Annotated in this window: 33 protein-coding genes; 21 read left to right on the forward strand and 12 right to left on the reverse strand. The window is 65.1% G+C overall.

The annotated features are described in order from the left end of the window. The gene (locus ACWDUN_RS03860) at window positions 1–744 is read left to right on the forward strand and encodes an alpha/beta fold hydrolase (RefSeq protein WP_449924780.1); all 744 of its coding nucleotides are present in this window, start codon (window positions 1–3) and stop codon (window positions 742–744) included. On the opposite strand, the gene ACWDUN_RS03865 is transcribed toward ACWDUN_RS03860, so the two are convergent. From ACWDUN_RS03865 to ACWDUN_RS03890, 6 genes are read right to left on the reverse strand one after another with little or no spacing between them, the layout of a single operon-like run. Next, window positions 731–1,288: an N-acetyltransferase family protein gene (locus ACWDUN_RS03865; RefSeq protein WP_449924782.1), complete on the reverse strand. Its 558-nt coding sequence runs from the start codon at window positions 1,286–1,288 to the stop codon at window positions 731–733. The genes ACWDUN_RS03860 and ACWDUN_RS03865 overlap by 14 nt on opposite strands. Continuing rightward, window positions 1,252–1,776 carry a hypothetical protein gene (locus tag ACWDUN_RS03870; RefSeq protein ID WP_449924785.1) on the reverse strand — a complete coding sequence of 175 codons (525 nt, stop codon included), beginning with the start codon at window positions 1,774–1,776 and terminating at the stop codon, window positions 1,252–1,254. The genes ACWDUN_RS03865 and ACWDUN_RS03870 overlap by 37 nt, the downstream gene beginning before the upstream one ends. 58 nt (window positions 1,777–1,834) lie before the next feature. Further along, window positions 1,835–2,260 (reverse strand): PPOX class F420-dependent oxidoreductase, encoded by a 426-nt coding sequence (locus tag ACWDUN_RS03875; protein WP_449924788.1) that lies wholly within the window; start codon window positions 2,258–2,260, stop codon window positions 1,835–1,837. Window positions 2,261–2,275: 15 nt separating this feature from the next. Next, the gene (locus ACWDUN_RS03880; RefSeq protein WP_449924790.1) at window positions 2,276–2,980 is read right to left on the reverse strand and encodes a Clp protease N-terminal domain-containing protein; all 705 of its coding nucleotides are present in this window, start codon (window positions 2,978–2,980) and stop codon (window positions 2,276–2,278) included. 48 nt (window positions 2,981–3,028) lie between these two features. Then, window positions 3,029–3,505, reverse strand: coding sequence for an SRPBCC family protein (locus ACWDUN_RS03885; protein WP_449924793.1), 477 nt, complete (start codon window positions 3,503–3,505; stop codon window positions 3,029–3,031). After that, on the reverse strand, window positions 3,502–4,167 hold the full coding sequence (locus ACWDUN_RS03890) for a class I SAM-dependent DNA methyltransferase (protein ID WP_449924795.1): 666 nt from the start codon (window positions 4,165–4,167) through the stop codon (window positions 3,502–3,504). The genes ACWDUN_RS03885 and ACWDUN_RS03890 overlap by 4 nt, the downstream gene beginning before the upstream one ends. Window positions 4,168–4,192: 25 nt before the next feature. Between ACWDUN_RS03890 and ACWDUN_RS03895 the strand changes: the two genes are divergently transcribed. The 3 genes from ACWDUN_RS03895 to ACWDUN_RS03905 all read left to right on the forward strand — a co-directional run bounded on the left by ACWDUN_RS03895 (window position 4,193) and on the right by ACWDUN_RS03905 (window position 7,032). Then, window positions 4,193–4,378: a hypothetical protein gene (locus ACWDUN_RS03895; protein WP_449924798.1), complete on the forward strand. Its 186-nt coding sequence runs from the start codon at window positions 4,193–4,195 to the stop codon at window positions 4,376–4,378. A gap of 237 nt (window positions 4,379–4,615) precedes the next feature. Continuing rightward, window positions 4,616–5,668 carry a 3-deoxy-7-phosphoheptulonate synthase gene (locus tag ACWDUN_RS03900; protein WP_449924801.1) on the forward strand — a complete coding sequence of 351 codons (1,053 nt, stop codon included), beginning with the start codon at window positions 4,616–4,618 and terminating at the stop codon, window positions 5,666–5,668. 440 nt (window positions 5,669–6,108) lie between these two features. Next, window positions 6,109–7,032, forward strand: coding sequence for an AEC family transporter (locus ACWDUN_RS03905; RefSeq protein ID WP_449924804.1), 924 nt, complete (start codon window positions 6,109–6,111; stop codon window positions 7,030–7,032). Here the strand turns inward: ACWDUN_RS03905 and ACWDUN_RS03910 are convergent. Together ACWDUN_RS03910 and ACWDUN_RS03915 are read right to left on the reverse strand one after the other, a co-directional pair. Next, window positions 7,014–7,568, reverse strand: coding sequence for a DUF1697 domain-containing protein (locus tag ACWDUN_RS03910; protein WP_449924806.1), 555 nt, complete (start codon window positions 7,566–7,568; stop codon window positions 7,014–7,016). The two genes, ACWDUN_RS03905 and ACWDUN_RS03910, sit on opposite strands and share 19 nt — an antisense overlap. Next, window positions 7,568–8,428 (reverse strand): class I SAM-dependent methyltransferase, encoded by an 861-nt coding sequence (locus ACWDUN_RS03915; protein ID WP_449924809.1) that lies wholly within the window; start codon window positions 8,426–8,428, stop codon window positions 7,568–7,570. Before ACWDUN_RS03915 ends, ACWDUN_RS03910 begins: the two co-directional genes overlap by 1 nt. A gap of 6 nt (window positions 8,429–8,434) precedes the next feature. On the opposite strand from ACWDUN_RS03915, the gene ACWDUN_RS03920 reads away from it, so the two are divergent. From ACWDUN_RS03920 to ACWDUN_RS03930, 3 genes are read left to right on the forward strand one after another with little or no spacing between them, the layout of a single operon-like run. Further along, a complete protein-coding gene (locus ACWDUN_RS03920) occupies window positions 8,435–8,875 on the forward strand; it encodes a type II toxin-antitoxin system Rv0910 family toxin (RefSeq protein WP_449924812.1) in 441 nt (146 codons plus the stop codon). Between the two features lie 10 nt (window positions 8,876–8,885). Continuing rightward, window positions 8,886–9,785 carry an extracellular catalytic domain type 1 short-chain-length polyhydroxyalkanoate depolymerase gene (locus tag ACWDUN_RS03925; protein WP_449924814.1) on the forward strand — a complete coding sequence of 300 codons (900 nt, stop codon included), beginning with the start codon at window positions 8,886–8,888 and terminating at the stop codon, window positions 9,783–9,785. Window positions 9,786–9,826: 41 nt separating this feature from the next. Beyond that, entirely contained in the window at window positions 9,827–10,132 is a 306-nt protein-coding gene (locus ACWDUN_RS03930) for a hypothetical protein (RefSeq protein WP_449924816.1), read from the forward strand. Between the two features lies 1 nt (window position 10,133). Here the strand turns inward: ACWDUN_RS03930 and ACWDUN_RS03935 are convergent, their stop codons facing one another. Further along, window positions 10,134–11,663, reverse strand: coding sequence for an alkaline phosphatase D family protein (locus ACWDUN_RS03935; RefSeq protein ID WP_449924818.1), 1,530 nt, complete (start codon window positions 11,661–11,663; stop codon window positions 10,134–10,136). A 101-nt stretch (window positions 11,664–11,764) separates the two neighbouring features. Further along, window positions 11,765–12,580, reverse strand: a complete 816-nt coding sequence (locus ACWDUN_RS03940; protein WP_449924820.1) for a hypothetical protein — start codon at window positions 12,578–12,580, stop codon at window positions 11,765–11,767. A gap of 117 nt (window positions 12,581–12,697) precedes the next feature. Between ACWDUN_RS03940 and ACWDUN_RS03945 the strand changes: the two genes are divergently transcribed. The 12 genes from ACWDUN_RS03945 to ACWDUN_RS04000 all read left to right on the forward strand — a co-directional run bounded on the left by ACWDUN_RS03945 (window position 12,698) and on the right by ACWDUN_RS04000 (window position 22,044). Further along, complete coding sequence (locus ACWDUN_RS03945) at window positions 12,698–13,447, forward strand: Rv2253/PknI dimerization domain-containing protein (protein WP_449924823.1); 750 nt, start codon at window positions 12,698–12,700, stop codon at window positions 13,445–13,447. A 239-nt stretch (window positions 13,448–13,686) separates the two neighbouring features. Further along, window positions 13,687–14,859 (forward strand): tyrosine-type recombinase/integrase, encoded by a 1,173-nt coding sequence (locus tag ACWDUN_RS03950; RefSeq protein ID WP_449924826.1) that lies wholly within the window; start codon window positions 13,687–13,689, stop codon window positions 14,857–14,859. Window positions 14,860–14,862: 3 nt separating this feature from the next. Continuing rightward, window positions 14,863–15,318, forward strand: coding sequence for a hypothetical protein (locus tag ACWDUN_RS03955; RefSeq protein ID WP_449924828.1), 456 nt, complete (start codon window positions 14,863–14,865; stop codon window positions 15,316–15,318). Between the two features lie 177 nt (window positions 15,319–15,495). Further along, window positions 15,496–15,741, forward strand: a complete 246-nt coding sequence (locus tag ACWDUN_RS03960; protein ID WP_449924831.1) for an excisionase family DNA-binding protein — start codon at window positions 15,496–15,498, stop codon at window positions 15,739–15,741. Then, entirely contained in the window at window positions 15,738–16,010 is a 273-nt protein-coding gene (locus ACWDUN_RS03965; protein ID WP_449924834.1) for a DUF6011 domain-containing protein, read from the forward strand. Before ACWDUN_RS03960 ends, ACWDUN_RS03965 begins: the two co-directional genes overlap by 4 nt. Beyond that, on the forward strand, window positions 16,003–16,920 hold the full coding sequence (locus tag ACWDUN_RS03970) for a bifunctional DNA primase/polymerase (RefSeq protein ID WP_449924837.1): 918 nt from the start codon (window positions 16,003–16,005) through the stop codon (window positions 16,918–16,920). The genes ACWDUN_RS03965 and ACWDUN_RS03970 overlap by 8 nt, the downstream gene beginning before the upstream one ends. Next, a complete protein-coding gene (locus ACWDUN_RS03975; RefSeq protein WP_449924840.1) occupies window positions 16,917–18,284 on the forward strand; it encodes a DUF3631 domain-containing protein in 1,368 nt (455 codons plus the stop codon). Before ACWDUN_RS03970 ends, ACWDUN_RS03975 begins: the two co-directional genes overlap by 4 nt. Window positions 18,285–18,449: 165 nt before the next feature. Then, entirely contained in the window at window positions 18,450–19,163 is a 714-nt protein-coding gene (locus tag ACWDUN_RS03980) for a hypothetical protein (RefSeq protein WP_449924842.1), read from the forward strand. A gap of 283 nt (window positions 19,164–19,446) precedes the next feature. Further along, window positions 19,447–19,815 (forward strand): hypothetical protein, encoded by a 369-nt coding sequence (locus ACWDUN_RS03985; RefSeq protein WP_449924845.1) that lies wholly within the window; start codon window positions 19,447–19,449, stop codon window positions 19,813–19,815. Then, window positions 19,790–19,960, forward strand: coding sequence for a hypothetical protein (locus ACWDUN_RS03990; protein ID WP_449924848.1), 171 nt, complete (start codon window positions 19,790–19,792; stop codon window positions 19,958–19,960). The genes ACWDUN_RS03985 and ACWDUN_RS03990 overlap by 26 nt, the downstream gene beginning before the upstream one ends. A gap of 3 nt (window positions 19,961–19,963) precedes the next feature. Continuing rightward, window positions 19,964–20,878: a hypothetical protein gene (locus ACWDUN_RS03995; RefSeq protein ID WP_449924851.1), complete on the forward strand. Its 915-nt coding sequence runs from the start codon at window positions 19,964–19,966 to the stop codon at window positions 20,876–20,878. 836 nt (window positions 20,879–21,714) lie between these two features. Further along, on the forward strand, window positions 21,715–22,044 hold the full coding sequence (locus tag ACWDUN_RS04000) for a hypothetical protein (protein WP_449924853.1): 330 nt from the start codon (window positions 21,715–21,717) through the stop codon (window positions 22,042–22,044). A gap of 14 nt (window positions 22,045–22,058) precedes the next feature. Here the strand turns inward: ACWDUN_RS04000 and ACWDUN_RS04005 are convergent, their stop codons facing one another. Then, window positions 22,059–23,249: a hypothetical protein gene (locus tag ACWDUN_RS04005; protein ID WP_449924855.1), complete on the reverse strand. Its 1,191-nt coding sequence runs from the start codon at window positions 23,247–23,249 to the stop codon at window positions 22,059–22,061. A gap of 52 nt (window positions 23,250–23,301) precedes the next feature. Between ACWDUN_RS04005 and ACWDUN_RS04010 the strand changes: the two genes are divergently transcribed. Both ACWDUN_RS04010 and ACWDUN_RS04015 read left to right on the forward strand, forming a co-directional pair. After that, on the forward strand, window positions 23,302–23,820 hold the full coding sequence (locus tag ACWDUN_RS04010) for a hypothetical protein (RefSeq protein WP_449924858.1): 519 nt from the start codon (window positions 23,302–23,304) through the stop codon (window positions 23,818–23,820). Beyond that, window positions 23,820–23,972 (forward strand): hypothetical protein, encoded by a 153-nt coding sequence (locus tag ACWDUN_RS04015; protein WP_449924860.1) that lies wholly within the window; start codon window positions 23,820–23,822, stop codon window positions 23,970–23,972. Before ACWDUN_RS04010 ends, ACWDUN_RS04015 begins: the two co-directional genes overlap by 1 nt. A 218-nt stretch (window positions 23,973–24,190) precedes the next feature. On the opposite strand, the gene ACWDUN_RS04020 is transcribed toward ACWDUN_RS04015, so the two are convergent. Continuing rightward, on the reverse strand, window positions 24,191–24,787 hold the full coding sequence (locus ACWDUN_RS04020) for a hypothetical protein (protein ID WP_449924863.1): 597 nt from the start codon (window positions 24,785–24,787) through the stop codon (window positions 24,191–24,193). Between the last annotated feature and the right edge of the window lie 59 nt (window positions 24,788–24,846).

The following is a 24,846-nucleotide window of genomic DNA, read 5'->3' on the forward strand; positions in this document are numbered from 1 at the left end:
ATGCAGGTCCTCGGGGAGACCGGCCCGGCCGTCCTGTTGATTCCCGGCGCCGGTGCGCGTTGCGCGGGGTTCTTTCCCGGACTGGCGGAATCCCTTGTCGCCGAACCGGGCTGCCGTGTCATCGTGCATGACATCGCCGTGCCGCTGAGCGAAGCTTCGGCGCACCTGCACGACTTGATCACGCGTCTCGGCCTGGGACCGGTCATCGTCATCGGTCAGAGTCTGGGCGGTGCCATCGCCCTGCTCCTGGCCGCCGAGCACCCCGGCGACGTGGCCGGTCTGGTCCTGCTGGACGTCACACCGATCAACGATGCGGCGCTGTGCCGCCGGGCCGAGTGGGCATTCCGTGCCGTCGGCGCGGTGGCGCGAATTCCGTTGCTGCACCGGCTTTTCAAGGCCCGCGCAGTACGTGGCGCGGCTGCGCAGGCACGCGGTATGCGCGCCGATTGTGCTGCCGCACAAAACCGCATCGCCGCCGAGGCCGATCTGGTCGAACTCGCGCACGCGGTCACCGGGCTGGGTGCGGTCGCAGCCGGCTTCGACGAGTCGGACCTGCCCCGGGTGCCCGCTGTCGTCGTCACCGCCGACCGCTCACCGTCGAGCACGACATGGGTGGCCCACCGGAGGCTGGCCGATGCGCTGGGCGCGACGTTGACGTGCTGGCCCGATTCCACACACTCGGTGCATCTCACGCATCCGGACGAGACGCTGTCCGTCGCCCGCGATGTCCTCAGCCGAGTTTGACCGTCATCACGTAGTCGCTCTCGATGCTGTCACCTAGTCGGAAGGTCTTGGTGCCGGTGATCTCGAAGCCGGACTTGGCGTAGAAGCGCTGGGCCCGAACATTGTCCTGGTTCACGCCGAGCCAGACGCAGACCGCGCCCGAGTCGGCGCTGTGGCGTAGCGACTCGGCCATCAGCGCGGCCGACACGCCGGCGCCGTGTGCGTCGGGCAGCACATACATCTTGGACAGTTCCATCGCCGGGCGCAGCGGCACCGCCCGCGCCACATCGGCATCATCGGGTACACCGCGAATCAGCATGGCGTAACCGAGGATTCGCGTCTCGTCGCGGGCGATGAGGACCTTTCGGTCCGGGTCCTGCAGGTAACGGCCGAATGCGGTCACCGACAGGTGGTCGGCGATGAACGCCGCGATGTTGGCCTCGGTGACACCGGGCGGGCAGGCCAGCGGGAACGTGGTCGCGGCCACCGCGGCGAGTTCGTCGAGATCGGCGCCGCCGGCGGGCCGGATCAAGGCAGCGGGGTGCCGGGCTGCCAGATGTTCCACTGCGCCAGATGGGTTCCGGTCTGCGGGTTGATCATCACCACATTGGTCACCAGCGCGCGGTAGACGTCCCAGTAGACCCCGCCCTTGACGGTCGACCCCGGCGCGGCGTTGAGCAGTGCCTTCTCCAGCGCGTCCGGGGCATCGGTGTGCTTGGAGGCGTAGGCGTCGGCATAGGGGGTGACACCGTTGAAGGCGGTGGCGATCGAGAGCTTGTAGGGGTTGGGTGCCGAGATGACGTTGACGGTCACGTCGGCCCGCCACGGTCCACCCTGCGCCCGCCAGCGCGGCGACCCGTTCCAGCCCCAGCCCGGCGGGACCGGCACCGGCAGCACGTCGTGCACGGTCACATCGGCGACGAAGTCGTCGAATTCGACGCGCAGCGTCTCCCCGAGATTGCCGATCGGCGTCTCGGCGGCCGTGGCCGGCGGTGCGACACCGACGGCCATCATCGTCACCACGGCGAAGAGCACCGACAACAAGCGCGACATACGAACCCTCCCTTTGCTGCCTCGCATGATGGCACATGCCCGGCGGCGGCTCGGAGGTTTAGCCCACCCAGGGGCCCATGCCGCCGACGGATTCGATGCGGATCCGGGTCAGGAAACCCTGCGGTGCGTCCTTGGGCGGGAAGTGCTCGTCGGAGCCCAGCATGGCCACCGCGAGCTCTTTGAGCAGTTCGGGGGCACCACCGTCGACGATGCGGGCGGTGCCGGCCACCGTCAGATACTCGCGCTGCAGGCCCGGTCGGCTCGGCGCGAGCACGGTGGCGATGACCCGTCCGTCGCGCCGGATGTTGCGGACCTTCTGATACTTGTCCGACAGGTGGGCGGCCACCAGTTCGTCGCCGTCGGGAGTGGACCGCCATGCCACCCACACCACCGAGGCCTGCGGACTGCCGTCGGCGTTGATGGTGACAAGGGTGGCGTCGGCGCCGGACCCGATGAGGTCGCGTGCGGCTGAGGTGAGTTCCATGTGGGAGATGGACAGCTAGGCGCGCGGTTTCATTCCCGTGATGGAGTCGAGTAGTTCGACGACCTTGGCGGTCACCCGGTCCTTGTCGACACCCAGGCGATGCAGGGTGCCGTCACCGTCCTCGGATTCCAGCAGCGCCAGCAGCATGTGCTCGGTGCCGATGTAGTTGTGGCCCAACCGAAGTGCCTCACGGAAGGTCAGCTCAAGGACCTTCTTGGCGGGTCCGTTGAACGGCACCAGGTCCAGGGCTTGGCCGCTCGCGGGCGGCAGGGCGATGGCCTCCCGGATGGCGTCCGGGCCGACTCCCTGGGATTGCAGCACGGCGATCGCCACGGACTCGGTGTCGACGAGCAGTCCCAGCAGCAGATGGTCCGGGGTGATCTCGATGTTCTGCGCGTCGCGCGCGGCGTTCTGGCTGAACACCACCGCCGACCGGGCGCGCGGGGTGAAGCGGGCGAACCCCTCGTTCGGGTCGATGGTGTCGCCCTTGGGGACGAACCGCTTCTGGGCGGCCTGTTTGGTCACGCCCATGCTGGCCCCGATCTCGGTCCAGGAGGCGCCGGATCGGCGGGCCTGGTCGACGAAGTGTCCGACGAGGTGGTCGGCGACCTCGCCGAGGTGTTCGGCGGCCAGGACGGCGTCGGAGAGCTGTTCGAGGGCGTCGGTGTGCACGGACTTGATGGTGCGGATGAGTTCGTCGAGGCTGACGGAATCGGTCATGCGTCAACCGTAGGTTGACTTTCTCCATGCGTCAACTGTTGGTTGACGTTATGGGCGGGGATACCCGCGGCGCACCGTCCGATCCAGGATGCCCAGGGTCGCGCGCAGTGCGGTCTCCGGGATCACCGGGAAGATGCCCGCCTCGCGCCACTTGTCGTCGATGGCCGACCAGTCGTAGAACGAGGTGACCACCGTTGCGTCCTCGATCGGTTCCAGGCGGTAGCCGTAGACGTGGCCGATCTGCGGTTTGATCTGGCCCAGGATGGTCCAGGCGATCAACCGGTCCTGCTCGTAGTCGACGATGTCGACGGTCACGTCGTAGCGGCCCATCGGGAAATCGTTGAGCGCCTCGCGGTCCATGTGGACGACGAACTGGTCGCCGACCTGGCGTGCGGGCTCGCCGGTGGCATCCTGCAGCATGCCGGAGGCGTCGATGGCAACATGCCCGTGCGGGTCGGTCAACACGGCGAAGATGTCGCCGGCCGGTGCGGCGATGGTGCGCTGGACTTCGATGCGGTCGGTCACGCGGAATCTGCTCCTGAGATCGGTTTGCGGGCAATGAGATACCCCTGCGGTGTCGATTCAACACCGTCGTCGTCGGGCTCGCGGGTTACCCGTACGTGCACCGGCAGGCCCGCGTCGCGCAGGAGATCGGCAACCGTGTCGGGCCGGCGACGGTGAAACAGCAGATCGACCTCTTCACCGAAGGCTTCGGTCAAGTGCCGGGGGTGATCGCCGACCTGGAAGGCCAGCAGTGCCACGCCGCCGGGAATCAGCACCCGATGGAATTCCGCGAACACCGCCGGCAGTGCCTCGTCGGGAACGTGGATGGTCGAGTACCACGCGCACAGCCCACCGATCGCGGCGTCCGGCAGGTCGAGCCGGGTCATCGATCCGACCGTGAATTCGATATCCGGGTGACGGCGACGCGCGTGCGCGATCATATTGGGGGACAGGTCGATTCCCAAAACAGCGACACCGTGGCGCTGCAGGACGGCGGTGGCCACCCCGGTGCCGCACCCGATGTCCACGACCCGGTGATCCGCGGGCACCATCTCGGCGAAGGCGCGCAGCATTGCCCGGTCGAGTGGTTTGTCGTCGAGGTGATTGCCGAATGCGGTGACATAGCCGGCGGCCGTGCGGTCATAGCCGTCGCGGGTCCGGTCCAGGAAAGAGGTTTCACGCATCATTGCCGAGGCTACTGTCGAGGGCATGCGTATCGCGGTGTTGAGCATCGGAATCGTGGTGGCCCTGTTCGGCACCCTGTTCGCCCTGCAGGGTTTCGGTGCGGTGGGCGGGAGTCCGATGAGCAACACCACGACGTGGTCGGTGCTGGGCCCGATCATCGCCCTCATCGGGATCGGGATTGCCGGATACGCCTGGCGGCTCAAGCCCTGAGATATCCCGGGGGGCGCTTTTGCCGTATCGCGACGGCCGTGTAACGTGGCCGTCGTGAACATCGGTGGATGCGTCGCCTATTGGCGCTTTATCAAGGCTCCGGGCGGAGCCGATGAAGCGCTGACTTAACCGCGCATCCACCCGGAGCCCAGGCAGTGACCATTCAGGTCGCTGCCTTTCGTCATTACAGGGCGCCGGACTCACGTAGGTGCCCATACCAGGAAGGCACCTCAGCACATGAACATGGCGCAGATCGCCACCGCACCCGAGACATCGGACCGGCGGATCCGCAGTTTCAGCGAGATTCCCAGCCCGCACGATGTGCTCACCGAGTTCCCGTTGGGGCCGCGGCGGGCGGAACGGGTGGCCCGCGATCGCGAAGAGGTCGCCGAGATCCTGGCCGGACGTGATGATCGTCTCCTGGTCGTGGTGGGTCCCTGTTCGGTCCACGATCCGGAAGCGGCGTTGGATTACGCCAGCCGGCTGGTCAAGGTCGCCGACGAGCTCGGAGACCGGCTCAAGATCGTCATGCGGGTGTACTTCGAGAAGCCGCGCACCACGATCGGCTGGAAGGGCCTGATCAACGACCCGGGGATGGACAACACCTTCGACGTCGCGCGTGGCCTGCGCACCGCCCGCCAGCTGCTGCTCGACATCATCGATATCGGTCTGCCGGTGGGTTGCGAGTTCCTCGAGCCGACCAGCCCGCAGTACATCGCCGACGCGGTCGCGTGGGGCGCCATCGGTGCGCGGACCACCGAATCGCAGGTGCACCGCCAGCTCGCCTCCGGGCTGTCCATGCCGGTGGGCTTCAAGAACGGTACGGACGGGAACATCCAGGTCGCCGTGGACGGTGTGAAAGCCGCTGCCGCACAGCACGTCTTCTTCGGAATGGACGATATGGGCCGGGGCGCCCTGGTGACCACCGTCGGCAACGAGGACTGCCACGTGATCCTGCGCGGCGGCACGGATGGGCCCAATTACGGTGCCGAATCGATCAGCGCGGCCGCGGCCAAACTGACCGCCGTCGGCCTGCCCGGCCGACTCGTGATCGACTGCAGCCACGCCAATTCCGGCAAGGACCATGTGCGCCAGGCGGCGGTGGCCGCCGAGGTCGCCCAGCTGGTGCGCGACGGGGCGCCGGTCAGCGGCGTCATGCTGGAGAGCTTTCTGGTCGCCGGAGCCCAGGCACCCGAGGCCCGGCCGCTGACCTATGGTCAGTCCGTCACCGACAAGTGCATGGACTGGGCGACGACGGATCTGGTGCTGCGCGAACTGGCCACGCGTTAGGGCGCACTCGGCCGGCGAGCCAGCTCGGCGAGATGGCGCAGCGAGGTCTGCAGATGGCTGGGCGGAAACGGCGGGAACTCGATGTCGCGGTGATGTGGCGACACATCGGGCGCGCGGCCGGTCGAGCACCTCGACCCGGTTGGCCATCTCGTAGTGGCCGTTCGGATGGTTCGGGTGATACATGCGCATCCGGAAAATCTGTCCGACTGCGGTCAGCGGTGCGGGATCGACGGGTGGCTGCACCCGGCCGGTGCCGTCGATGGCGCCATGTGTGGATGGATCGGTCAGGATGTCGAAGATCGCATCGGGTCGGGCGTCCACGACCAGCGTGGCCGTCATGGTGTCCTCTGTCATGCAGCTACCGACCGGTTGCGATGGCAGAACTCATCGCTGCGGCTGCGATAATCACCGATGAGGTGTGGTGAGCGAAGGAGTGTGCGGTGCTGGCGGTGCTGGAGGCCTTCGCCGTCATCGCCATCATCATCGTCGTGGGCATGATCGTCGGGCGCGGCAATGTGCTCGGCGACAACGCGCGCATGGTGCTCAACCGGGTCGCCTTCCACATCGGGGTGCCCGCCCTGCTGCTGTTGTCGCTGGCCGATTCCACTCCATCGCAGGTCTTTTCGTTGCCGCTGTTGGTGTCCTCGCTGACCACGATGGTGATGTTCGGTGTGTACTTCGTGATCGCGGTGACGCTTCGGCGTCGTGATCGTGCCGATGCCACGATCGGTGCGTGGGCGGCGTCGTGGGTGAACTCGGGCAATCTGGGCATTCCGCTGAGTGCCTACGTGCTGGGCAGCACCACCGAGGTGTCGGCGCTCATCGTGTTCCAGACCGTGGTGCTGGTGCCCCTGGGTGTGGGCATCATCAACTCCGCCGGGCGGGACGGCGGTGCGATCGGCGCGCAGGTCAGGAGTCTGGTGACCAACCCGATCATCGTGGCCAGCGCCATCGGGACGCTGCTGGCGTTCACCGGGGTCACGCTGCCGCGGGCTGTGCACCAGCCGTTGGAGCTGCTGGCCGATCTGGCCATTCCGACCGTGCTGATCGCCTTCGGTATCGCCCTGGTCAGCCAGACCGGTCGTGATGACCGCGAGAACCGGGTGGACCTGTGGCTGGCGATCGTGTTCAAGGTGCTGGTGATGCCGGCGCTGGCGTATGTGTTGGCACGATGGGCATTCGGGCTGTCGGCCGAGCAGACGGCGATCGCCACGGTGTTGGCGGCGTTACCGGCGGCACAGAATCTGAACACCTACGCCTCGGTGTTCGAACGCGGTGAATCGCTGGCGCGCAACGCCACGTTGATCACCACGCTGGCCTCGGTGCCGTCGATCGCGGTGATCGCCTACCTGCTGGGGCTCTGAGCGTCGAGCAGATTCAGCAGTTTGACGGTCGTTCTCCAGTTGCGGATGGTCATCTGCTTGTACTCGGGTTTGGCGGTGATCTTGCTCATCTTGCTCTTGGTGCGCTCGGCGCCGAGTCGGGCGAAATAGACGACGCCGTTGCCCGGCCAGGCGTGGTCGACACCCTCACGCAACTCGAGGATGCTCATCACCTGTTCGGCGGCAAGCGGCGCCTTGAGGAACACCGCATCGCTGTAATAGGTGTCCGGGTCGGTACCGAAACCCTTCGGCGCCTCGCTGATCACCGACTGCAGTTGACGGTGCGAGCGGATGACGACGACCAGCGGTACCCCGAACGCCTTCTCCAGCACGGCCTCGACGTCGGATTCCAGGGTTGCGGCGTCGGCATCGGTGTCGAACAGCACATTGCCCGACTGGATGTAGGTGCTGACATTGTCATAACCGTGCTCATCCAGCGCCGCGCGCAGGTCCCGCATGGCGATGATGTTCTTGCCCCCGACATTTATGCCGCGCAACAGCGCGACATAGCTTGTCATCAGCCGAATTCCAGCAGGGTGTAAGCACCCCGGTACTGTTTGCTCCAATTCCATTGCCAGTACGCGGGAAACAGCTTGCCGAACAGCAGACCGCGACCCCTGGGGATCGGCAGGTCGTGCACGGCGCGGATCCCCGGCACGGTGTTGACCAGATCGGCCAGCTCATCCGGTGCCAGGCTGAACGGCATGGGCGGCACGCGGTATCGTCGCGACGAGCGCATCCCGTTCTTGCGGGTCAGCTTCTTCACGATCACCGGCGGCAGGTCGAAGATCATCTGGCCGCCCGGAAAACGCTTGGCGCACTCGGTGATCAGTCCCATCGCCTCGTCGGGTTGCAGGTACATCAGCAGGCCCTCGGCGGTGATGAACACGCCGTTGGCGGTGTCGACGCGGTCCATCCAGCTGTAGTCCAGGGCGGACTGCGCCAGTGCGGTGATCCGCGGATCGGCCGGTAGCAGCTTCTCCCGCAGCGCGATGATGGGCTCGAAGTCGACTGTGAGCCAACGGAAGCTACCATTGCGCAGGGCCTTGACCAGTCGCCAGAAGCTGGTCTGCAATCCCTCGGCGAGGGCAACGACCGTGGCCGCCGGATGCGTCGACAGGTAGTCGGTGGCGGCCCGGTCTATGCCGACGGCCCGCAACGCCATCTCCTGGCCCTTGCGGCCGAACTTGTCGAAGTCGTACTCGATGGCATCCACGAGTCGGATGGCCATCGGGTCGTCGATGACCGGCTTACGGTGGCGCGCCTGATGGGCCCTGGCGTTGAGGGTGAGCAGCGCGGTCTCCGAGACTGCGGTCAGATTTCCGGCATCGACTCTGCTGCGCTGTGCGTCGTCCACGACTGCCCAACCTACTAGCATTCGCCCATGGCCAAGCTTGAACTGTCCCGCGAACTGACGCTGAGTCCCGAGGCGGCGTGGGCGCATGCCGCCAACCTCTCCGAGTTGGGGGATTGGCTGGTGATGCACGAGGGCTGGCGCTGCGATGTGCCCGAGGAACTGGAGGTCGGCACGACGCTGATCGGGGTCGCCGGTGCCAAGGGGATGCGCAATCGCGTCACCTGGACCGTGCGCAAGATGGATCCGCCCCGGCTGCTGGAGGTCACCGGCAAGGGTGTCGGCGGCACCAAGTACGGGTTGAAGATGGCGGTCAAGCCGACCTCGGCCGGTTGCGCGTTCGCCGTCACGCTCGACCTGGGCGGTCCACCGCTGTTCGGCCCGATCGGTTCGGTGGCCGCCCGCACCGTCAAGGGTGATATCGAACGGTCGATCGAGAAGTTCGAGTCGCTGTACGGCGCCGGCATCTAAGCTCGCGCAGGTGCGGGGGAAACTCACGGCATCGTTGCTGGCGGTACTGGGCTGCGTGCTGGGACCCCTACCTGTTGCGCGGGCGCAGCCTCCCGTGGCGCATATCGACTTCGGGGGACTGAGCCGGACCTATCAGCTCCACGTGCCGCCCGGGCCGCCGACCGGTCTGGTCGTGAGCCTGCACGCCGGCGGTCAGACCGGCGCCCAGCATGCTGCGCTGACGAACTTCAACCCGGTGGCCGACGCGCGCGGGTACGTCGTCGTCTACCCCGACGGCATCGACTTCAGCTGGGCCGACGGGCGAGGTGCCTCGGTGCCCGACCGCACCGGCGTCGACGATGTCGGCTTCCTGGTGGCCCTGGTCGAGCGGCTGACGGCGGAGTTCGGCATCGACCCCGGCCGGGTGTTCGCGACCGGTTTGTCGGCCGGCGGATTCATGGTGAACCGGTTGGCGTGTGAACGTGCCGACGTCTTCTCCGCCATCGCGCCGGTCGGGGCGACGCTGGGCGCCAACATGGGCTGTCATCCGTCACGCCCGGTGTCGGTGCTGACCACGCACGGCACGCTGGACCCGATCGTGCCGTTCGCCGGTGGCCCGATGGTGGGTCGCGGTGGTGCCAGCAGCATCCTGGCCGCGACCGCCCTGGTGGACAGCTGGCGTGCTCTCAACGGCTGCGACCCGGCCCCACTGATCGAACCGCAGCCCGGCGCCGGTGACGGTATGCACGTCGAACGGGTCAGCTATCCGTGTGCCGAGGGCTCCGAGGTCGTCTACATGCGGGTGGACGGGGGTGGGCACACCTGGCCGGGGGCGCCCGAGATCCTGCCGGCCGACCAGGTCGGGCCGGCCATCCGATCGTTCAGTGCCTCGCAGGCGGCGGCGGTGTTCTTCGACGCACACGGTCGTTAGGCGGCTTTTCCGCAACCGCCGTTCGAACATATGATCGAACGGTGGGTGAGATGCAGGCCATCGGGTACGGCGGACAGCCCACGCGCGAGGTGTTCCGGCGCGTCGACCCGCCGCGGGTCGTCCTGGTCGACCTGGCCGCGCTGTTCCCGCGTCAGCCGCACTGCCGCTGGGGCCGCCACCATCCGCTCGGCCTGCAGATGCACCGGGTGGTCGAGGCCGAGCTGACCTGCTGGGGTCTGTGCGAGCAGGGTGCGTGGTGGGGGTTGGTGACCTATCAGATCCGGTTCGGCACCCGGGAGCGGCCGGTGACCCATTGGATCCCGGCCTGGATGCTGACGCTGGCCTGATTCACAGCGCGCGCAGGTCCGGCTCCCGGTCGGCGATGACGAACGTCGCCCCGGTATCGGCCGGCGCGCCGGGGCGCGACACGTAGGGCAATACCCGGAAATCGGCCCGGATGTCGTCGGGGGTGATCCGCGCCCGGATGTATCCGCGCCGATTGCTGAAGTACCTGATGTGTGGGTTCTCCGGCAGGATCGCCTCGACCTCGGCGCGGGTGTCCGAGCCGTCACCGCCGGAGCTGATCGACGTGGTGACCAGTTCGGTGGCGATCGGCGGTCCGCCGGGGACGGCGTGAACGGTTGCCGCCCAATGGGAATGGATATCCCCCGTCAGCACCACGGCATTGCGTACCGGAGAGGTGGTCAGCCCGGCGATCACCCGGTCCCGGTTGGCGGTGTAGCCGTCCCAGCCGTCGGGATTGACACCGACCTCCGGCCCGGGCGTCATGTCCACGCCGCCGAAGAACACCTGCTGGCCCAGGATGTCCCAGCGCGCCCGTGAGGTGGCGAACCCGTCGAGCAGCCAGTGTTCCTGCTCGGCGCCGGTCAGGGTCGCCGACGGGTCGTGCCGCTGCGGGCAGTCGGCGCGGAACTCGTCACCGCAGGGTTGGTCGGTGCGGTATTGGCGGGTGTCGAGCATGTGGAATGTCGCCAACGTGCCCCACGGCACCCGGCGGTACAGCTGCATGTCGATGCCCCGCGGTGCGGCCGACGCTCGCAGCGGCATGTTCTCGTAGTAGGCCTGCAGCGCGGCCGCACGGCGGCGCGCGAAGAACAAATCGGGGTTCTCGGGGATCTCGTCGGCCCAGTTGTTGGCGATCTCGTGATCGTCGAACACCACCAGCCACGGCGCGGCGGCGTGTGCGGCCTGCAGGTCGGGATCGGTGCGGTACTGCGCGTAGCGCTGCCGGTAGTTGGCCAGGGTCACCGTCTCGGGTCCGACATGATCGCGTACGCGGGCGGCGCCACCCTTGCCCGCTGCATACTCGTAGTGGTAATCGCCAAGGTGCACAACGAGATCCGGTTGGTCCTCGGCCAGCCGTCGGTACGCGGTGAACCAGCCCTGCTCGTAGTGCGAGCAGGACGCCACGCACATGGTCATGGGTGCCAGGCTGCCCGGTGCCGGCGCGGTGCGGGTGCGCGCCGGTGCCGAGAGGTGGCCTTCGGCGCGGAACCGGTAGAAGTAGTCGGCGCCGGGGCGCAGGCCATGCAGTTCGACGTGCACGCTGTGCGCCGATTCGGGGAGCGCGGTGACGGTGCCGCGCTGCTCGATCCGGCTGAACGCCTCGTCGGCGGCCAGTTCCCAGTCGACATCGACGGGGCGGGCGGGCATACCGCCCGCGCCGTCACCCGCCAGCGGGTCGATGGCCAACCGGGTCCACAGGACCATGCCGTCGGGGGCGGGGTCACCGGAGGCCACGCCCAGGGTGAACGGGTCGCGGGGCAGCGGTCGGCCCGTGAAGCCCACGATGGGCAGTGCGCCGAGGATGACCGCACCCTTGAGCAATGCGCGCCGGCTGGGGTGGGGGAGAGACACGGCCGAGTCTGGGCAGCGCACGTGACGGGCCGGCGACGCGCAGGCCTACGGTGTCCTGCGCGGCGGCAGATGGCGGTGGAACGTGTTGTGTACGGCTGGTTTCAGCCGTCGCGGACCAGCTGTATCCGATTCTTGATCTCGCGGTAGGCCTGCACTCGCGCCATCACCGCGTCGGCGGTCGAGTCGCGGGCAGCGGGATCCGGCGTCGCCTCGATGCCGTACAACATGGAGCTCAGCTTGGCGTGCAGTTCGGCGCGCTGATCGGCGGTGCGGGCGTCGCGGCGCTCCTGCTGCAGCGACTTGTCGACCAAACCTGCTTCGGTGGCGCACTTGTCGATCAACTCGACGAGTTCGATGGCGCTGCGTTCCAGGTTGGCCGCGGTGCGTTTGGCGTCGGCCAGGATCTTGCGATCCTCGGCGCTGGACTTGTCCAGCGCCGACAACTCGTCGGTCACCTTGCGTAGTGCGTGCGCCTTCTCGAAGTTGTCGGTGATCCCGGCGATATCGGCGGTGAAGTCGACATCACCGAGCCATCCCGAGCGCGCCGCTTCCGATGCGGCGACCTTTGTGACCTTCACCCAGGCGAGGTCGACCAGATCGGCGTTCTTGCGTCCCATGGCATCGATGCGCCGCTGCTTTTGCCGGCGCAGGTGTTCGGCCCGGTCACGTTTGGCCGCGGCGGCCTGCGCGGCCCGATCGACGCGTGCCTGCTCCTGGGCGGCCGCCTGCCGCTTGTCGTAGGAGTCGACGGCTTTGTACACCGCCCAGACGACGACCGTGACCACGAGCATCACGCCGAGAGCGATCCACACCGGCTTGGGGACCATGGCGATGAGGATGACGATGCCGACCACGATGCCGACCACGATGCCGCCGAGCACGGTGGAGGCACCGTCGTCACTCCCGCGCTTGGCCATTGCCGTTCCCCTTGCTGTGCGTCCTTGGCGAGGATGCTAGGTCCGGGTACCGACAAGCCGGTTTGCCGCGCTGCCCGCCGATAGGCTGACGAGAATCGAGCGAGGGGGTGCACAGCTATGGCGCGATCGGGCGGGCCGTCCGAGGACGATCCCACCGGGTACATGGCCGAGGCCGGGGCGCCCACCGAACTGGCCGGTGTGGCCGACGCCGATACCCAATCGGCGTTCGCCTGGGGTCTGGAAGACGACGAGGCCGTCGAGCCCGAGCCGCCGCGGTGGTCATCGGGGCGCATCACGGCCATCGCCGTCGCTGCGGCCGTGGTGGTGATCGTCGCCGCGTCCGGTGTCGCGGTGTGGGCGCTGCGTGACGATCCCGCACCCGCCGCCGCACCCCGCGCCGATCTGCTCGACGGCGTCTATCACGTTCGCTACCAACCGGATCGGGCCACCTATCGCGACACCGGACGCGAAGGCGGCGGCGAGGTCACCTGGGGTAGTGAGGGTGCACCGACGCAGGATTGGCTGACGCTGACGTCGACCTGCACCGACGGGGCCTGCGTGGCCACCGGGGAGGTGCTCGGACCGGACAGGCAGCGCCGGGCCGGGGCGCGGACGCTGTCGTTCCAACTGACCAACGGGGCCTGGAGGGACACCGCGCCGGCGCGGGTGAAGTCCAGCTGCACCTACGACGACGGGTCCGTCGCCGGACAGTCGTGGACGCGGGTGACCCTGGAGTTCACGCCGGTGCCGGACGGCACGTTCACCGGTGCGCTGACGACCGTCGTGGAGAGCAACGAGTGCGGCGATCAAGGGAACACGGTGGTGACACCGCTGACGGCACAGCGGGTGGGCGACCCGCTGGTGTAGGAACAAGAAAGGCCCGGTGGGAACCGGGCCTGATCTTCAATACGTGTGGTGCGCGATACTGGGATTGAAGTAGGCGTTCTCGGAGTTTTCAATTCGGATGCCTGACCAGTGCAGATGGCCTCTGAACTGCAGACACGTCGCACAGTATCGCTGGAGTTAAGCGGAGTCAAGCGGAAACTGATGTATGTTCGTTTGGCACGTATTTGGCACGAAACGGTACTGGCAATCGACACAGTTCCATGGCACGAAATGGCGGCGATCCTTTGGCACGCAGTTTGGCACGCGACCCCGACAGGCGGGACAAGCGCGCGTTCGGCAGTATCCGGAAGCTGCCCTCGGGTCGGTACCAGGTCCGCTACACCGGCCCGGATGGCAGCTACATCACCGCACCGAAACCCTTCGCCGCGAAGATCGATGCCGAAGCCTTTCTCACCGACCGCCGCCGTGAGATCGACGCCAACCTGTGGAACGCTGCGGCCGCCGCGAAGAAGCCCGAACAGCTGACCTTCAGCGCCTACGCAACAGGCTGGCTCGCCACGCGCCAGGTCGCCGGCCGGCCGATCAAGGACCGCACCCGCGAGCACTATCAGTCGATCCTCGATGACCACCTGATCGAGGCGTTTGGCAATCGTCAGGTCTCGGCGATCACCCCGAAGGATGTTCGTGAGTGGTACGCGGCGACCCTGGCCGACAGGCCCACATTGCGTAGCCATACCTACAGCCTGTTGCGGACCATCCTCGGGAGCGCGGTCAACGATGAACTGATTGACGCCAACCCATGTCGGATCACCGGTGCTGGCCGAGCAAGACGGGTCCACAAGATCAGACCTGCGTCAGTCGCCGAGCTGGCTACCGTCACTGCCGCGATGCCTGAGCGACTACAACTGATGGTCACCCTGGCGTCCTGGTGCGCGATGCGGTTCGGCGAGACGGTCGAACTGCGCAGGGGAGACATCGATCTGAGTGATGAGATCATCCGAGTTCGCCGCGCTGCGGTTCGCGCGCAGGGCGGCACCTTTTCGGTGACGACACCCAAAAGCGATGCCGGCGTCAGAGACATCGCCATTCCACCGCACCTCCTCCCACAGATCGAACACCATCTCGCTAAATTTGTTGGTAACAAGTCTGATTCGCTACTCTTCCCAGCCGAGAACGGCGGGCACATGCAGCCTTCAACGCTGTACCGACACTGGTACAAGGCGCGTGCCGCCGCGAAGCGGGAGGATCTGCGCTGGCACGACCTCCGGCACTCGGGCGCGGTGCTTGCGGCGGCGACGGGTGCGAGTTTGGCCGAACTCATGGCCAGGCTGGGGCATTCGACACCTCAGGCTGCAATGCGCTACCAGCATGCCGCGCAGGGCCGCGACAAACAGATCGCTGCCCTACTTTCGAAGCTCGCCGAAGGGTCGTAGATCATGCACGACGACGACTTCTACAACGAGTTGCAGGCGCAGAACGACTACCTGCGTAACCAGTTGCACGCCCTCGCCACACTCCCAGCGCATCGGCGCAAAAAGTATGTGACGCATGAGATTTACTGCAAAGGGTGCGCGTCGCTGCTGTGTGAAGTCTTGCGACTGAACCCTTACCGCGTCGTCCGGTACCGAGATGTCGAGTCGACGATCGACAGGCTGCCAACAGACATGCCGCCAGCAGAGAGGGCGCGTGCCATGGCTCAGCGAAAACCGTCGATCCGCGTCGACAAAGACTGGCAGTTCTTTCCGATCTCGGACCATGAAGAAACGAAGGCGAAGGAAGCCAGATCGCTTCTGATGCTGGCATGTCGGTGTTCAGGGGAGCGGGCGTTGTCGATGGAGTTCATACTGGGCCGACCCGGAAAAAGAACCGTTTCCCCACCCCGTCAAACATAGCTTCTGACACGCCGCGTACGACGGCACCGAGCGGAGTTGTGGTGAAGTTCGTGTAGTCTCCGATCTGACGGCGCACTCGGACAATTCCTAGCTGCGCCAGGTCATGCGGCAGGGTCCGCAGACGCTCGCAAATTTCGACGGGCCAGCGAGCCAGATCCCGAAGGGGACTGGCTTCACATGTCCAAAACGTGCTCTCGAACTGCCGATCGTCCCACGCCGCAAAGCCCAAACCGGGCTGACCGTCGAGCGCGGCGTTACGGCAAGATCAGCGAAGCTGCCGACTACCTCGGCGTAACAGAACGCACCATCAGGCAGATGATCGCCGATGGGCGACTCACCGGCTACCGCAGCGGTAGCCGACTCGTCCGCGTTGACTTGAACGAAGTTGACGACGCGATGCGCCCGTTTGGCGGTGCGGCATGAGCCCACGAAAAAGGCCGGCCCCCTCAGACCGGCCCCTTCGCAATCACTCAACCTGTGCCACTGATTCTATCGTCCATCGCCCTGAGGATGGATACGCAGCGCCGACCGCTGACGAGCGCCGCGAACAGCAGTTGCTCGATGAGCTGCGTGCACTCGGATACTCAATCAGTGTCCGCTGCCGAGAATGCGGGCACCCGCTGAGCACACCGCAGTCTGTTGCCGCACACATCGGACCGAAGTGCGCTGCCAAGGCGGTGACCGGTGAGTAGTGAACCCAATATGCTCGCCCACGCGATCGAGTACGCCCAGAACGGTTGGGCAGTCGGTCCACTCTGTCACCGAGACAGAAAAACCGGGAGGGTGTTGCACCTTCACGGTAAAGATCCCTTCGGACGCCTCGTCCCACACGGTGTCTTGGACTTCAGCACTGACGTTCAGCAGGTCACGGATTGGTGGGCGCAAGGCGAGTTCAACATTGGTGCGCGCGTGCCTGATTCGATGTTCGTCCTCGATGTCGACAGCCTCGATGCACTGGCTGAACTGGAGACCTCCTACGAGCCTCTACCGGAGACGCTGACGACCATCTCAGGTCGGGAGGCCGGCGGAAAGCACCTGTACTTCCGTCGACCGCAGGGCAAGTTGTCGTACACCCGCCTGCCGAAGGGTTTGGAAATCAAGACCTCGGCGGGCTACACAGTGCAGGCACCGTCCATCCACCCCGCATCGGGGCAGCAGTATCGGCGCATTGACGGCCCGGTGGCCGCCCCGCCATCCTGGCTTGTCGCACTGCTGCGACCCGAACCGAAACCGGTGGTGTCTCCATCGCCGCGACCGGCGTACTCGCTCAACGGTGGCCGGTCCATTGCCGACGAGTTCACCGTGAAAGCCAGTTGGGCAACCATTCTGGAGATTCACGGGTGGCGCTGCATCGATGCCGATCCTGATGTCGATGGTGCTCGGTGGCTACACCCGGCCGCCACATCGAAGTGCTCAGCGACGATCAAGAACGGATGCCTGTTCGTGTACTCACCGAACACCCCGTTCGACATCACCGAATCGGGTAACCCTCGCGGCTATACAAAGTTTCGGGCGTATGCCGTGCTCGACCACGGCGGCGATATGAAAGCTGCCGCTCGTTCGCTGCGGGATGTCGCGGCACGGCGGGAGGTCACACAGTGATCGACGCCAACACAGTTGAACCGATGAACGAGGACGGGGCGGCGCTGCTCGATGATCTGCGGGCTGCGTTGACGAAGTATGTGGTGCTGCCCGATTCGCACGCTGAGACAGCGACCACGTTATGGATCACCACGACCCACGCGCTATCGGCGTTCGAGGTTGCGCCCCGGTATGTCGCCAACAGTCCGCAGAAGCGGTGCGGAAAAAGTCGTCTGCTCGACGTGATCGGCGGCACCTGTCACAACCCGCTCGCTACGGTCAACGCCACGGTGCCGGCGCTGTTTCGGTCGATCGGTGGGGACCACCCGCCGACGCTGATTGTGGACGAGGCCGACACGATTTTCGGCAGCAAGCGGGTCGCGGAGAACAATGAGGATTTTCGCGCCTTATTGAACGCCGGCCACCAGCGCGGCCGGCCCGCGCTGCGGTGTGTAGGTCCGCAGCAGATCCCGACTGAGTTTCCGACGTTCGCTATGGCTGCGTTGGCGGGGATCGGATCAATGCCCGACACGATCACCGACCGTGCGGTCAACATCACCATGCGACGGCGCACGCCAGGGGAAACGGTGTCTCAGTTCCGGTCGCGCCGTGACGGCCCGATCCTGGCTGCGTTGCGTGACCGCCTGGCGTACTGGGCGGCAGCGCAACTCGACGTTCTCGCCAAGGCCGAACCGGATATGCCCGTAGAGGACCGTGCCGCCGACACCTGGGAACCATTGATCGCGGTGGCGGATGCTGCCGGGGGACGGTGGCCAGAATTGGCGCGGGCCGCGTGCACGGCGTTGGTCAACTCGGCTGCCGAGGACGACGAGGACGGCAACCTGGGCACGCTGCTGCTGACTGACATCCGCGAGGTTTTCACCTCACAGTGCCGCACGTTCATCCCGTCGCAGGAATTGTGCACCGAGTTGCGGCGAATATCGGACTCGCCGTGGCAGGGATTCGACCTCGACCCGAGCAAACTCGCCTACCGGCTGCGCGAGTACAAGATCAAGACCAAACACAACCCGGCAGGATCGGCGCGCGGGTATCGGCTGGACTCCTTCAGCGATGCGTTCAATCGTTACCTGCGGGCCACCCCGTCAGAACCCGTCAGACCGTCAGAACCGCAGGCAGAACCGGATAAACCGTCTGACGGGGTTTTCGCATCTGACGCCCTACCCCGTCAGACCGTCGATACCCGTCAGGACGAAAACGGTACTCCACCTGCGGTTCTGACACCTCTGACGCCCTCTGACGGGGATGCCGCCACAAACAATGCACAATGCCGATTCTGCGGCGGTGAACTACGGCTCTCCGGTCAACAAGCTCGCGGATATTGCGGCCGAGGTGAATGCGTCGTAGCAAACAGGGAGGCGCAGTGAAGCACGCTGTGATCCGACAACGCCGCACCCTGTCCGACGGTCGCCGCCTCGTGCAGATCGTCTGCCCTCATTGCGACACGCGGCACTGGCTGCCATCAGATACCGAAACATCCACATGCCCGCGACGACCGGGCGACTTCAAAATCTCCGAGGGGACCTACTGACATGACCGAGAACAACACCACCCCAGAGCAGGTCTCGCACTACTCCGGTGAGACGCTGCGCCTGGCCAAGGAATTGCTGGCAGGCATCGACAAGGCCCGTGACGAACAGCCCGCTCGGTTGGCGAAAGCACGCTCTGAGGCCGACGAAGCGCGCGGCTGGAGCCTGATCGAAGAACCATGGTCAACGCTCATCACCGCAATCCCGGCTCACGATGCTGACGGCAACCGCACCGGAGCCGCGCTAACGCTGCCCTCGGTTACCGCCAAAGAGCTGTTCGGCGCTCGGCTGACGTTCGACATCCTCGACGCCGGCCTCGCCGACGAGGCAGAAGGCTACGAGCATGACCGCGTCGACACCGTAAAGACGAGACTGTTCAACGAATTGAACGGCGACACCGGGCTGTTGTTCCTGGTCACGATGGCAGCCCTCGACACCATCGCCACCCTCGTGGTGCCCCAGATGGTCGAAGAACTCGAGACTCACGCGTCCAACTACGACGTTCGGGTGATGCTCGCCGAGGCCCGAACCCGGTCGTGGAACGGTCGTGTGACCGAGATCAACAAGCTCAACGACGAATCCGAAGGTCAGGTCAGACCGGTCGACGGGTACGACATCGCCGCGAACGCGATGGACACCGACGACATCCTCGGTGGGTTTCCCGATCTCAAATCGGACATCACCGACCTCGACACGGCGGGGGAGGACGACCAGTGAGTGCCAACTGGAACGACCTTGTGGTGCTGCTCGCGGGTGCTCCGAGCCTGCCCGGTGCCAACTGCCGCAACCGGTCTGCCCTGTTCGATGACGCTGCGACCGGGGAACCCGATCACACTGTCCACCAACGGCATACGCAGGCGCTCAGCTTGTGCGGGCAGTGCCCCGCGCTGGACCGGTGTAGCGATTGGCTCGACGGCCTGCCGAGGGTGAAACAGCCTTACGGTGTGATCGCCGGCCGGGTCCGTTCACATCGCCCCGGCCGCCAACGGACGGTGCCCGCGTGAACCTGGACGGCGCCGAAACCGCAGCGGCCTACTACGCCGTTGCGGGATTCGTCCGGCACCTCAACGTCGGGCAACGCGCCATTCCACCCGAAGTGGGCAAGCTGTACCAGAGGCTCGACGCACAGATCAGGTTGTCGTGTGCGCGACACGAAAGTAGTTGCGCCACAGTTGATCGACCACCATCAGAGACATGGATCGGAGCCGCAGCCACCGCCTCCATGCTCCAACGCGGCCTGCGGTACGTGCAGCGGCACGCCGAGGAGATCGGCGGCCAGCTCGTTGGCGGACGCTACCTGTTCCGCGAGTCCGACGTAATCGACTACCTCGAAAGGCAGCACAGTGACCGAACTCAGCCCGGAAACTGAACAGCAACTCGTCGACATGAGCGACGACGAACTCCACGCACTGTGGGCACGTATTCGCCCACCCGGATGGCACGGCAACACCAAGCCCGGTGAGCAAGCCAAGGCGCAGCTCGAAAAGCGGTTCGGCATCAAGGCGAAAGGCTGACCCATGACACTGCCCGCACACACCCGCGAATCTAACCGGTTCCTTGCCAAGCATTATGACCGGCTCGACCGCTACAACGAGTACCTCGACCTCGCCGACGAAGCCCGTGCTCGCATCAACGCCCTTAAGCCGGTCGACACCACGGTCAGTCAGGGTCACCCGCTCCAGACGGGCGCGATCACCGAGGCATGGATCGATGCCACCCTCGACCACGCCAACGAGATCGCCCGCCGCGAACTCCTGTTCCGCACCCTGACCGAACTCCACCGTGACGCCAGCGCATCCGCCAACAGCATCCGGCTCACCAACGCCGACACCATCCTGGCCGGCCTCAACAGCGACCTGCAGTCACTGCTGTCCGAGGTCGCCGGCATCGCAACCGAACTCGACGGAGCCAGCACCGCCCAGGATGCGATTGCTGCCAACCGGGGAGACACTTGGCAACGCCTCACCGCACACACCGCCGACTACCACCAACTGCGCCTCGCCCAGACAGCGGTGATGCGCGACTACCCCGACTACCAGCAATCCGCCCAGCCCTCAGCAGGTGGAGAAGAACCCGCCAGCGATCTGCACCTCGCGAACCTCGACGCGCTGTGGCCCGACTGGCGCACACCCGGCAGCCTGAACCACACAGTCACGGTCAACGGATCACCACACCGCGCTGAGCCCTGGCCCGCCGACCCCGTCGAGTTCCTGTTGTGGCTGGCCACCTCGACCGCGCAGGCATGGATTCCCACCCGTGCCCAGCTCGACCAGCTCAACGAGGAACGGATCAACGCCGCCAACCCGAACCCCACAGTCCTGGCCGGCATCACCACCACCAGCAACACCGCACAACCGATCCGCGAACTCCGACACCTGCGGCAGCCAACGCCCGTAGCCGAACGACGCATCATCAAGCTCGGATCGCACTGATGAACCTGGGGCGCGGCGTGACTACCCGACTGATACGCGGGGAAGGACGGGCCATGACGGCACACCTCCTTTCGAAACCCGAGCCCGTTCCTGCGCCGCGCCCCGACATCAGCGACCAATAGAGAGCAGTGACATGCCATCTCAAGGAACCCCACAAGCACGCGGATACGGCCACGATCACCGCAAGCAACGCCAACAATGGGCAGCACACGTCGCTACTGGCAACGTCAACTGCCGGCGGTGTCACCAACCGATCAGACCTGACCAGAGTTGGGACCTCGGCCACCAGCAAGACAGAACAGCACCAACCTCACCCGAGCACGCGCTCCGCCGGGACTGTCCCGCAGGAGGCAACAGGTCGACAGGCGGGCGACCGAACTACCGGAGGCAGCCCGAGCCACACCCCGGCCTCCACCCCCTCCCGGGCCCCTCAACCAGCCACCCCGGCTCCCGCTTCTCGTTGTCTGAGCACGCATAAACGCTGATTTTGGAGGTGTTCCGTATGGCAGCTAAGTCCGCAGAGGCACGAAAGGTGCTCAGGGAGTTGGATAGGGAGCTGTCGGAGGCTGGACGGAGCAAAGGCATCACTCTGGTGTGGAGTGCAGCTGAGGCATCGATTCTGGCGCAGATCGCATCGGTTTTGGATCGGAAGGCGGACTTTCTGGTCGTGTACGAGGAGACCGAGGATGTCGGGCAGCGGTTGAAGTTGTCGGCGGAGATCCGGTTGTTGGAGGGGTTGTCGGCTCGGTTGGTGAAGCAGGTGCGCACGGATCTGGCGGTAGCGGAGTCCTCGACTACGCGGCGGGCTCGGTCTGCGGCGAATGCGAGGTGGCAGCGTGCCCAGGGTTAGCGGCGGCGGTGAGGTCGGCGTCCGCATCCCGGGCGTGTACGGGCGGATGCAGGCGCGGGAGCGTGACCTGTGCGGGTGGCCTGATCCCGACATTTCGTGGGCGGATCGGCAGGATCATTCGCAGGGGTGCTTCGTTCGGCCGCGCCGACTCTTGGAGGCGTTGGAGGCCGGCCAACCCGTGACGGTGCCGAAGGCCCGCGTGGAGCTTGTCCAGTACGCGGTGAAGGGCCGGCGGTTTCACCTTCCGTGGGATCGGTCGGTTCAGAACGTTGTGGTGTCGCCCGATGACGTGGTCGTCCCGGTGTCCAATCTATAAGGCGCAGAACAGCCTTAGGTGAGATCTGGGAAACCTGGCCAGTCCTGGTCGAGGCCGAACATAGTGTGTGCCGCCTCGCCGGTCTGTACCTCGTACACCTCGCCACTGTCGTGAGCGGTGCGGGTTATTAGCGGTAGGTGTGGTGCCTGGATATCAGCCCACGGGTTGACCCACACGCTTGGTAGTTCGGGTGTCACTCTCCACGGTGAGATGTTTTGCCCGACCAGAACCGATGAGACGCGGGTGCCTCGCGGGGGCGGCCCTTGCCTCCAATACCCGTCGCGCTTTCGGAAACCTTGGACTGAACCAGGTTCTCCTTCATAGAATCTCACTGCTTCAGAACCGAACAGGGCCTCAGTTACCTCCTGTGTCTCCGAGAATCCTGAAGTGTTGAGGATCGCAATCGTGAGTGCTTTGTCGGGCGTGCCGTAGCGGCCGCCCTTGTGTCTCACGAGTTCTTTGAAGCGTGACATGTCGTTGCTGATGAACGCTGTGACCGGCGGGTATACAGCGATCATTCGACCGTCTACCCCGCGCCGGTCGGGGTCCACTGGAAAGGCTCCGTATTCGATCTCCCAGCCCCGCACCCCTAAGGCGAGTTGTGGAGGCTCGAAGCCGCGGTCGAGCTGTGCTGACACCGCATCTGGATCGAGAGCTGCGAGCCACTGTTCGAGCGGTTCGATGATCTCCGAGGCTTTCGGCCTCTGTTTTCCGGCGCGCCGAATCTCGATGTCCACCATGAAGTTCGGATTGCGAGCCCGGTTCGTCGCTTCGAAGATCCAACTACGCTCACCACCGGCACTGGCAGTTGCGCCTGCGCGAGACAGATACACCGCACATTCGACATATGCTGAGGCCTCTCCGCGCGTGACGAGAAAGTCTGGCTGTCGGGTAGTGCCTTGCAGTGTCGGATGGATCTGCACGTCATAGCCGAGGCGTCGATACAGGGTGTAGACATACAGTTCCCACCAGGCCCCATAGTGCTGTGGCGCGCCAGCTTCGCGGAACCGGCTCCGGAGGTCGTGTTTTGCTTCTGACGGATAGTCGGCGAACCAGGTATCGACCAGCTCGCGGACGCGCTGCCAGTGTGGACCCGCTGCTCGATTGAGGAAATGGAACGAGTCTTCGGTGTCGTACGCAGGAGTTGCATCTGTGCGCTTGACGTCATCGAAGATGCGCGGTACCGGAGCGGGTGTGGCTGGCATGAGGCAGTATCTCGTATGACCAGGTAGGTGGGGTTATGGGGAGGTGCCATCAGTGGCGCAAGTGCTGCTCGATACCGTAAAGCTGTTCTATGAAGAGTCGAAGTCCGCTCGTGCGTTGGTCGAGGGGCAGATCGATAAGTACCGTGCGAATTCGTCAACGCTACTGGCACTGGCGACCGCTGCGGTCGCCTTCTTCGGATTCTCTACCGGACCTAGGCAGCAGGTCTTTTTCTGGATCGCGATCTGCGCTTATCTAGCTGCAGTTGCGATGGCGTTTCTGATCTTCAAACCCATCCCTGCGAAGGTCAATGTTGCATTTGATACCGATGTCCACCTGGCGGTGTCGCCGCCCGTCTCTCGCGAGCAGATTTACTACAACTACGCATGCGGCCATCAAGATGCCATCGGTCATGCGCTCGGCGTTTTGGATGGAAAGTTCGGTGTTGCGAAGCGCTTCCGCATCCTCATTGCAGCGATCGCCCTGCTGATTATCGCTGCGTCACTCAGTGTCATCTTCGGCACGCAAGGTGCCCCAGGTCCAACCCGCGTCATTATTGAAAGGAGTTCGTAGTGTCCGACGAAACACAGATGAACGCTGATGCTACCGGCGACGAGCCATCTATCCAGCCTGTCGAGATCAACTTGAAACCAACGTTTGCTAAGGGCGGCGGCGAGTCGTCGGTGCGTGCAGAGTTGCCCCGCGACGACCTCGAAATGCGCTGACCGCTTGGGTTGGTGCGCACGACCCGGACTTGTCTGCCCGCATTGAGCAGGCATGGCGGGAAGCAGTGCCGGAGGCAAACGTCAATGGTGGTGACCGCCGTTCAGTTGAGTGCCACTCAACTGATTCCCGAACATCTCGTAACGACGCTGACGCCATCCTCTCCAAACTCAAGCGCGACGACCCATGTCTTGCCCAAGAGGTAGTCGAGGGTCGCGGGTTACCTGCTGGCGGAACGGCGTCGCCAAAACCGCTTGGGCCTCGCAGGGGATTTTAGCCAATCGATGACAGGGTCCTGCAGTTTTTCGATTGCGTGCAACATGTCGTTGTAGCGAGCGGGTGCGTCTGTATCCGACGGCAAAGCTGTCTTCCAATGCTCCGCCTTCTTTTCGATGTAGTTGGCTTGGTTTTCAACGTGCTTCGCTAGACCGGCGTTGTAATGTTCCAACACCGCGGCGGCAAACCGCAGTTCCAAGTTGAGTACACCTGCTGTCTCATGGTCCACCCGAAGCTCTTGCTTATCGGAGACACCAACAAAATTCTTACTCACCGCACGCAGAAGGTCACGAGCCACAAGCCTCGCCTCATCTTCGAGCGCTCGATTGCGATTGTCGTTGGCCGTCAGACGTACGACAACGTAGGCAGTCAAGGCTGCTACCAAACCGCCGATCAATGCGCTGCCGAGCCCCTGAAGCGAGTTGGGCCAGCCGCCAAAGATTGCTGTGAAATCAGGGCTTGATGCCAGACAATTCGGTTCCTCGACAGTTGGCGAGGCGAGATGCTGGACGGTCGCGATGTCGAACTTGAAGGACCACATGCACGACATTGTGCATAACGTTGCTGCCCCCCGCGAGTCACATGCTCTAGGCCGAGGCG

It is taken from the genome of Mycobacterium sp. NPDC003323, from assembly GCF_053589535.1.

Bases quoted from the DNA above. Each gene is read 5' to 3' on its own strand.
- ACWDUN_RS03895 (WP_449924798.1), top strand. From the start codon at position 4,193: ATGCGTATCGCGGTGTTGAGCATCGGAATCGTGGTGGCCCTGTTCGGC.
- ACWDUN_RS03980 (WP_449924842.1), top strand. From the start codon at position 18,450: ATGACCGAGAACAACACCACCCCAGAGCAGGTCTCGCACTACTCCGGT.
- ACWDUN_RS03915 (WP_449924809.1), bottom strand. From the start codon at position 8,428: ATGCTAGTAGGTTGGGCAGTCGTGGACGACGCACAGCGCAGCAGAGTC.
- ACWDUN_RS03940 (WP_449924820.1), bottom strand. From the start codon at position 12,580: ATGGCCAAGCGCGGGAGTGACGACGGTGCCTCCACCGTGCTCGGCGGC.
- ACWDUN_RS03910 (WP_449924806.1), bottom strand. From the start codon at position 7,568: ATGACAAGCTATGTCGCGCTGTTGCGCGGCATAAATGTCGGGGGCAAG.
- ACWDUN_RS03950 (WP_449924826.1), top strand. From the start codon at position 13,687: ATGGCACGAAATGGCGGCGATCCTTTGGCACGCAGTTTGGCACGCGAC.
- ACWDUN_RS03890 (WP_449924795.1), bottom strand. From the start codon at position 4,167: ATGCGTGAAACCTCTTTCCTGGACCGGACCCGCGACGGCTATGACCGC.
- ACWDUN_RS03900 (WP_449924801.1), top strand. From the start codon at position 4,616: ATGAACATGGCGCAGATCGCCACCGCACCCGAGACATCGGACCGGCGG.
- ACWDUN_RS03945 (WP_449924823.1), top strand. From the start codon at position 12,698: ATGGCGCGATCGGGCGGGCCGTCCGAGGACGATCCCACCGGGTACATG.
- ACWDUN_RS03955 (WP_449924828.1), top strand. From the start codon at position 14,863: ATGCACGACGACGACTTCTACAACGAGTTGCAGGCGCAGAACGACTAC.
- ACWDUN_RS03870 (WP_449924785.1), bottom strand. From the start codon at position 1,776: ATGTCGCGCTTGTTGTCGGTGCTCTTCGCCGTGGTGACGATGATGGCC.
- ACWDUN_RS04020 (WP_449924863.1), bottom strand. From the start codon at position 24,787: ATGTGGTCCTTCAAGTTCGACATCGCGACCGTCCAGCATCTCGCCTCG.
- ACWDUN_RS03960 (WP_449924831.1), top strand. From the start codon at position 15,496: ATGTCCAAAACGTGCTCTCGAACTGCCGATCGTCCCACGCCGCAAAGC.
- ACWDUN_RS03920 (WP_449924812.1), top strand. From the start codon at position 8,435: ATGGCCAAGCTTGAACTGTCCCGCGAACTGACGCTGAGTCCCGAGGCG.
- ACWDUN_RS03995 (WP_449924851.1), top strand. From the start codon at position 19,964: ATGACACTGCCCGCACACACCCGCGAATCTAACCGGTTCCTTGCCAAG.
- ACWDUN_RS04005 (WP_449924855.1), bottom strand. From the start codon at position 23,249: ATGCCAGCCACACCCGCTCCGGTACCGCGCATCTTCGATGACGTCAAG.
- ACWDUN_RS03880 (WP_449924790.1), bottom strand. From the start codon at position 2,980: ATGACCGATTCCGTCAGCCTCGACGAACTCATCCGCACCATCAAGTCC.
- ACWDUN_RS03875 (WP_449924788.1), bottom strand. From the start codon at position 2,260: ATGGAACTCACCTCAGCCGCACGCGACCTCATCGGGTCCGGCGCCGAC.
- ACWDUN_RS03965 (WP_449924834.1), top strand. From the start codon at position 15,738: ATGAGCCCACGAAAAAGGCCGGCCCCCTCAGACCGGCCCCTTCGCAAT.
- ACWDUN_RS03860 (WP_449924780.1), top strand. From the start codon at position 1: ATGCAGGTCCTCGGGGAGACCGGCCCGGCCGTCCTGTTGATTCCCGGC.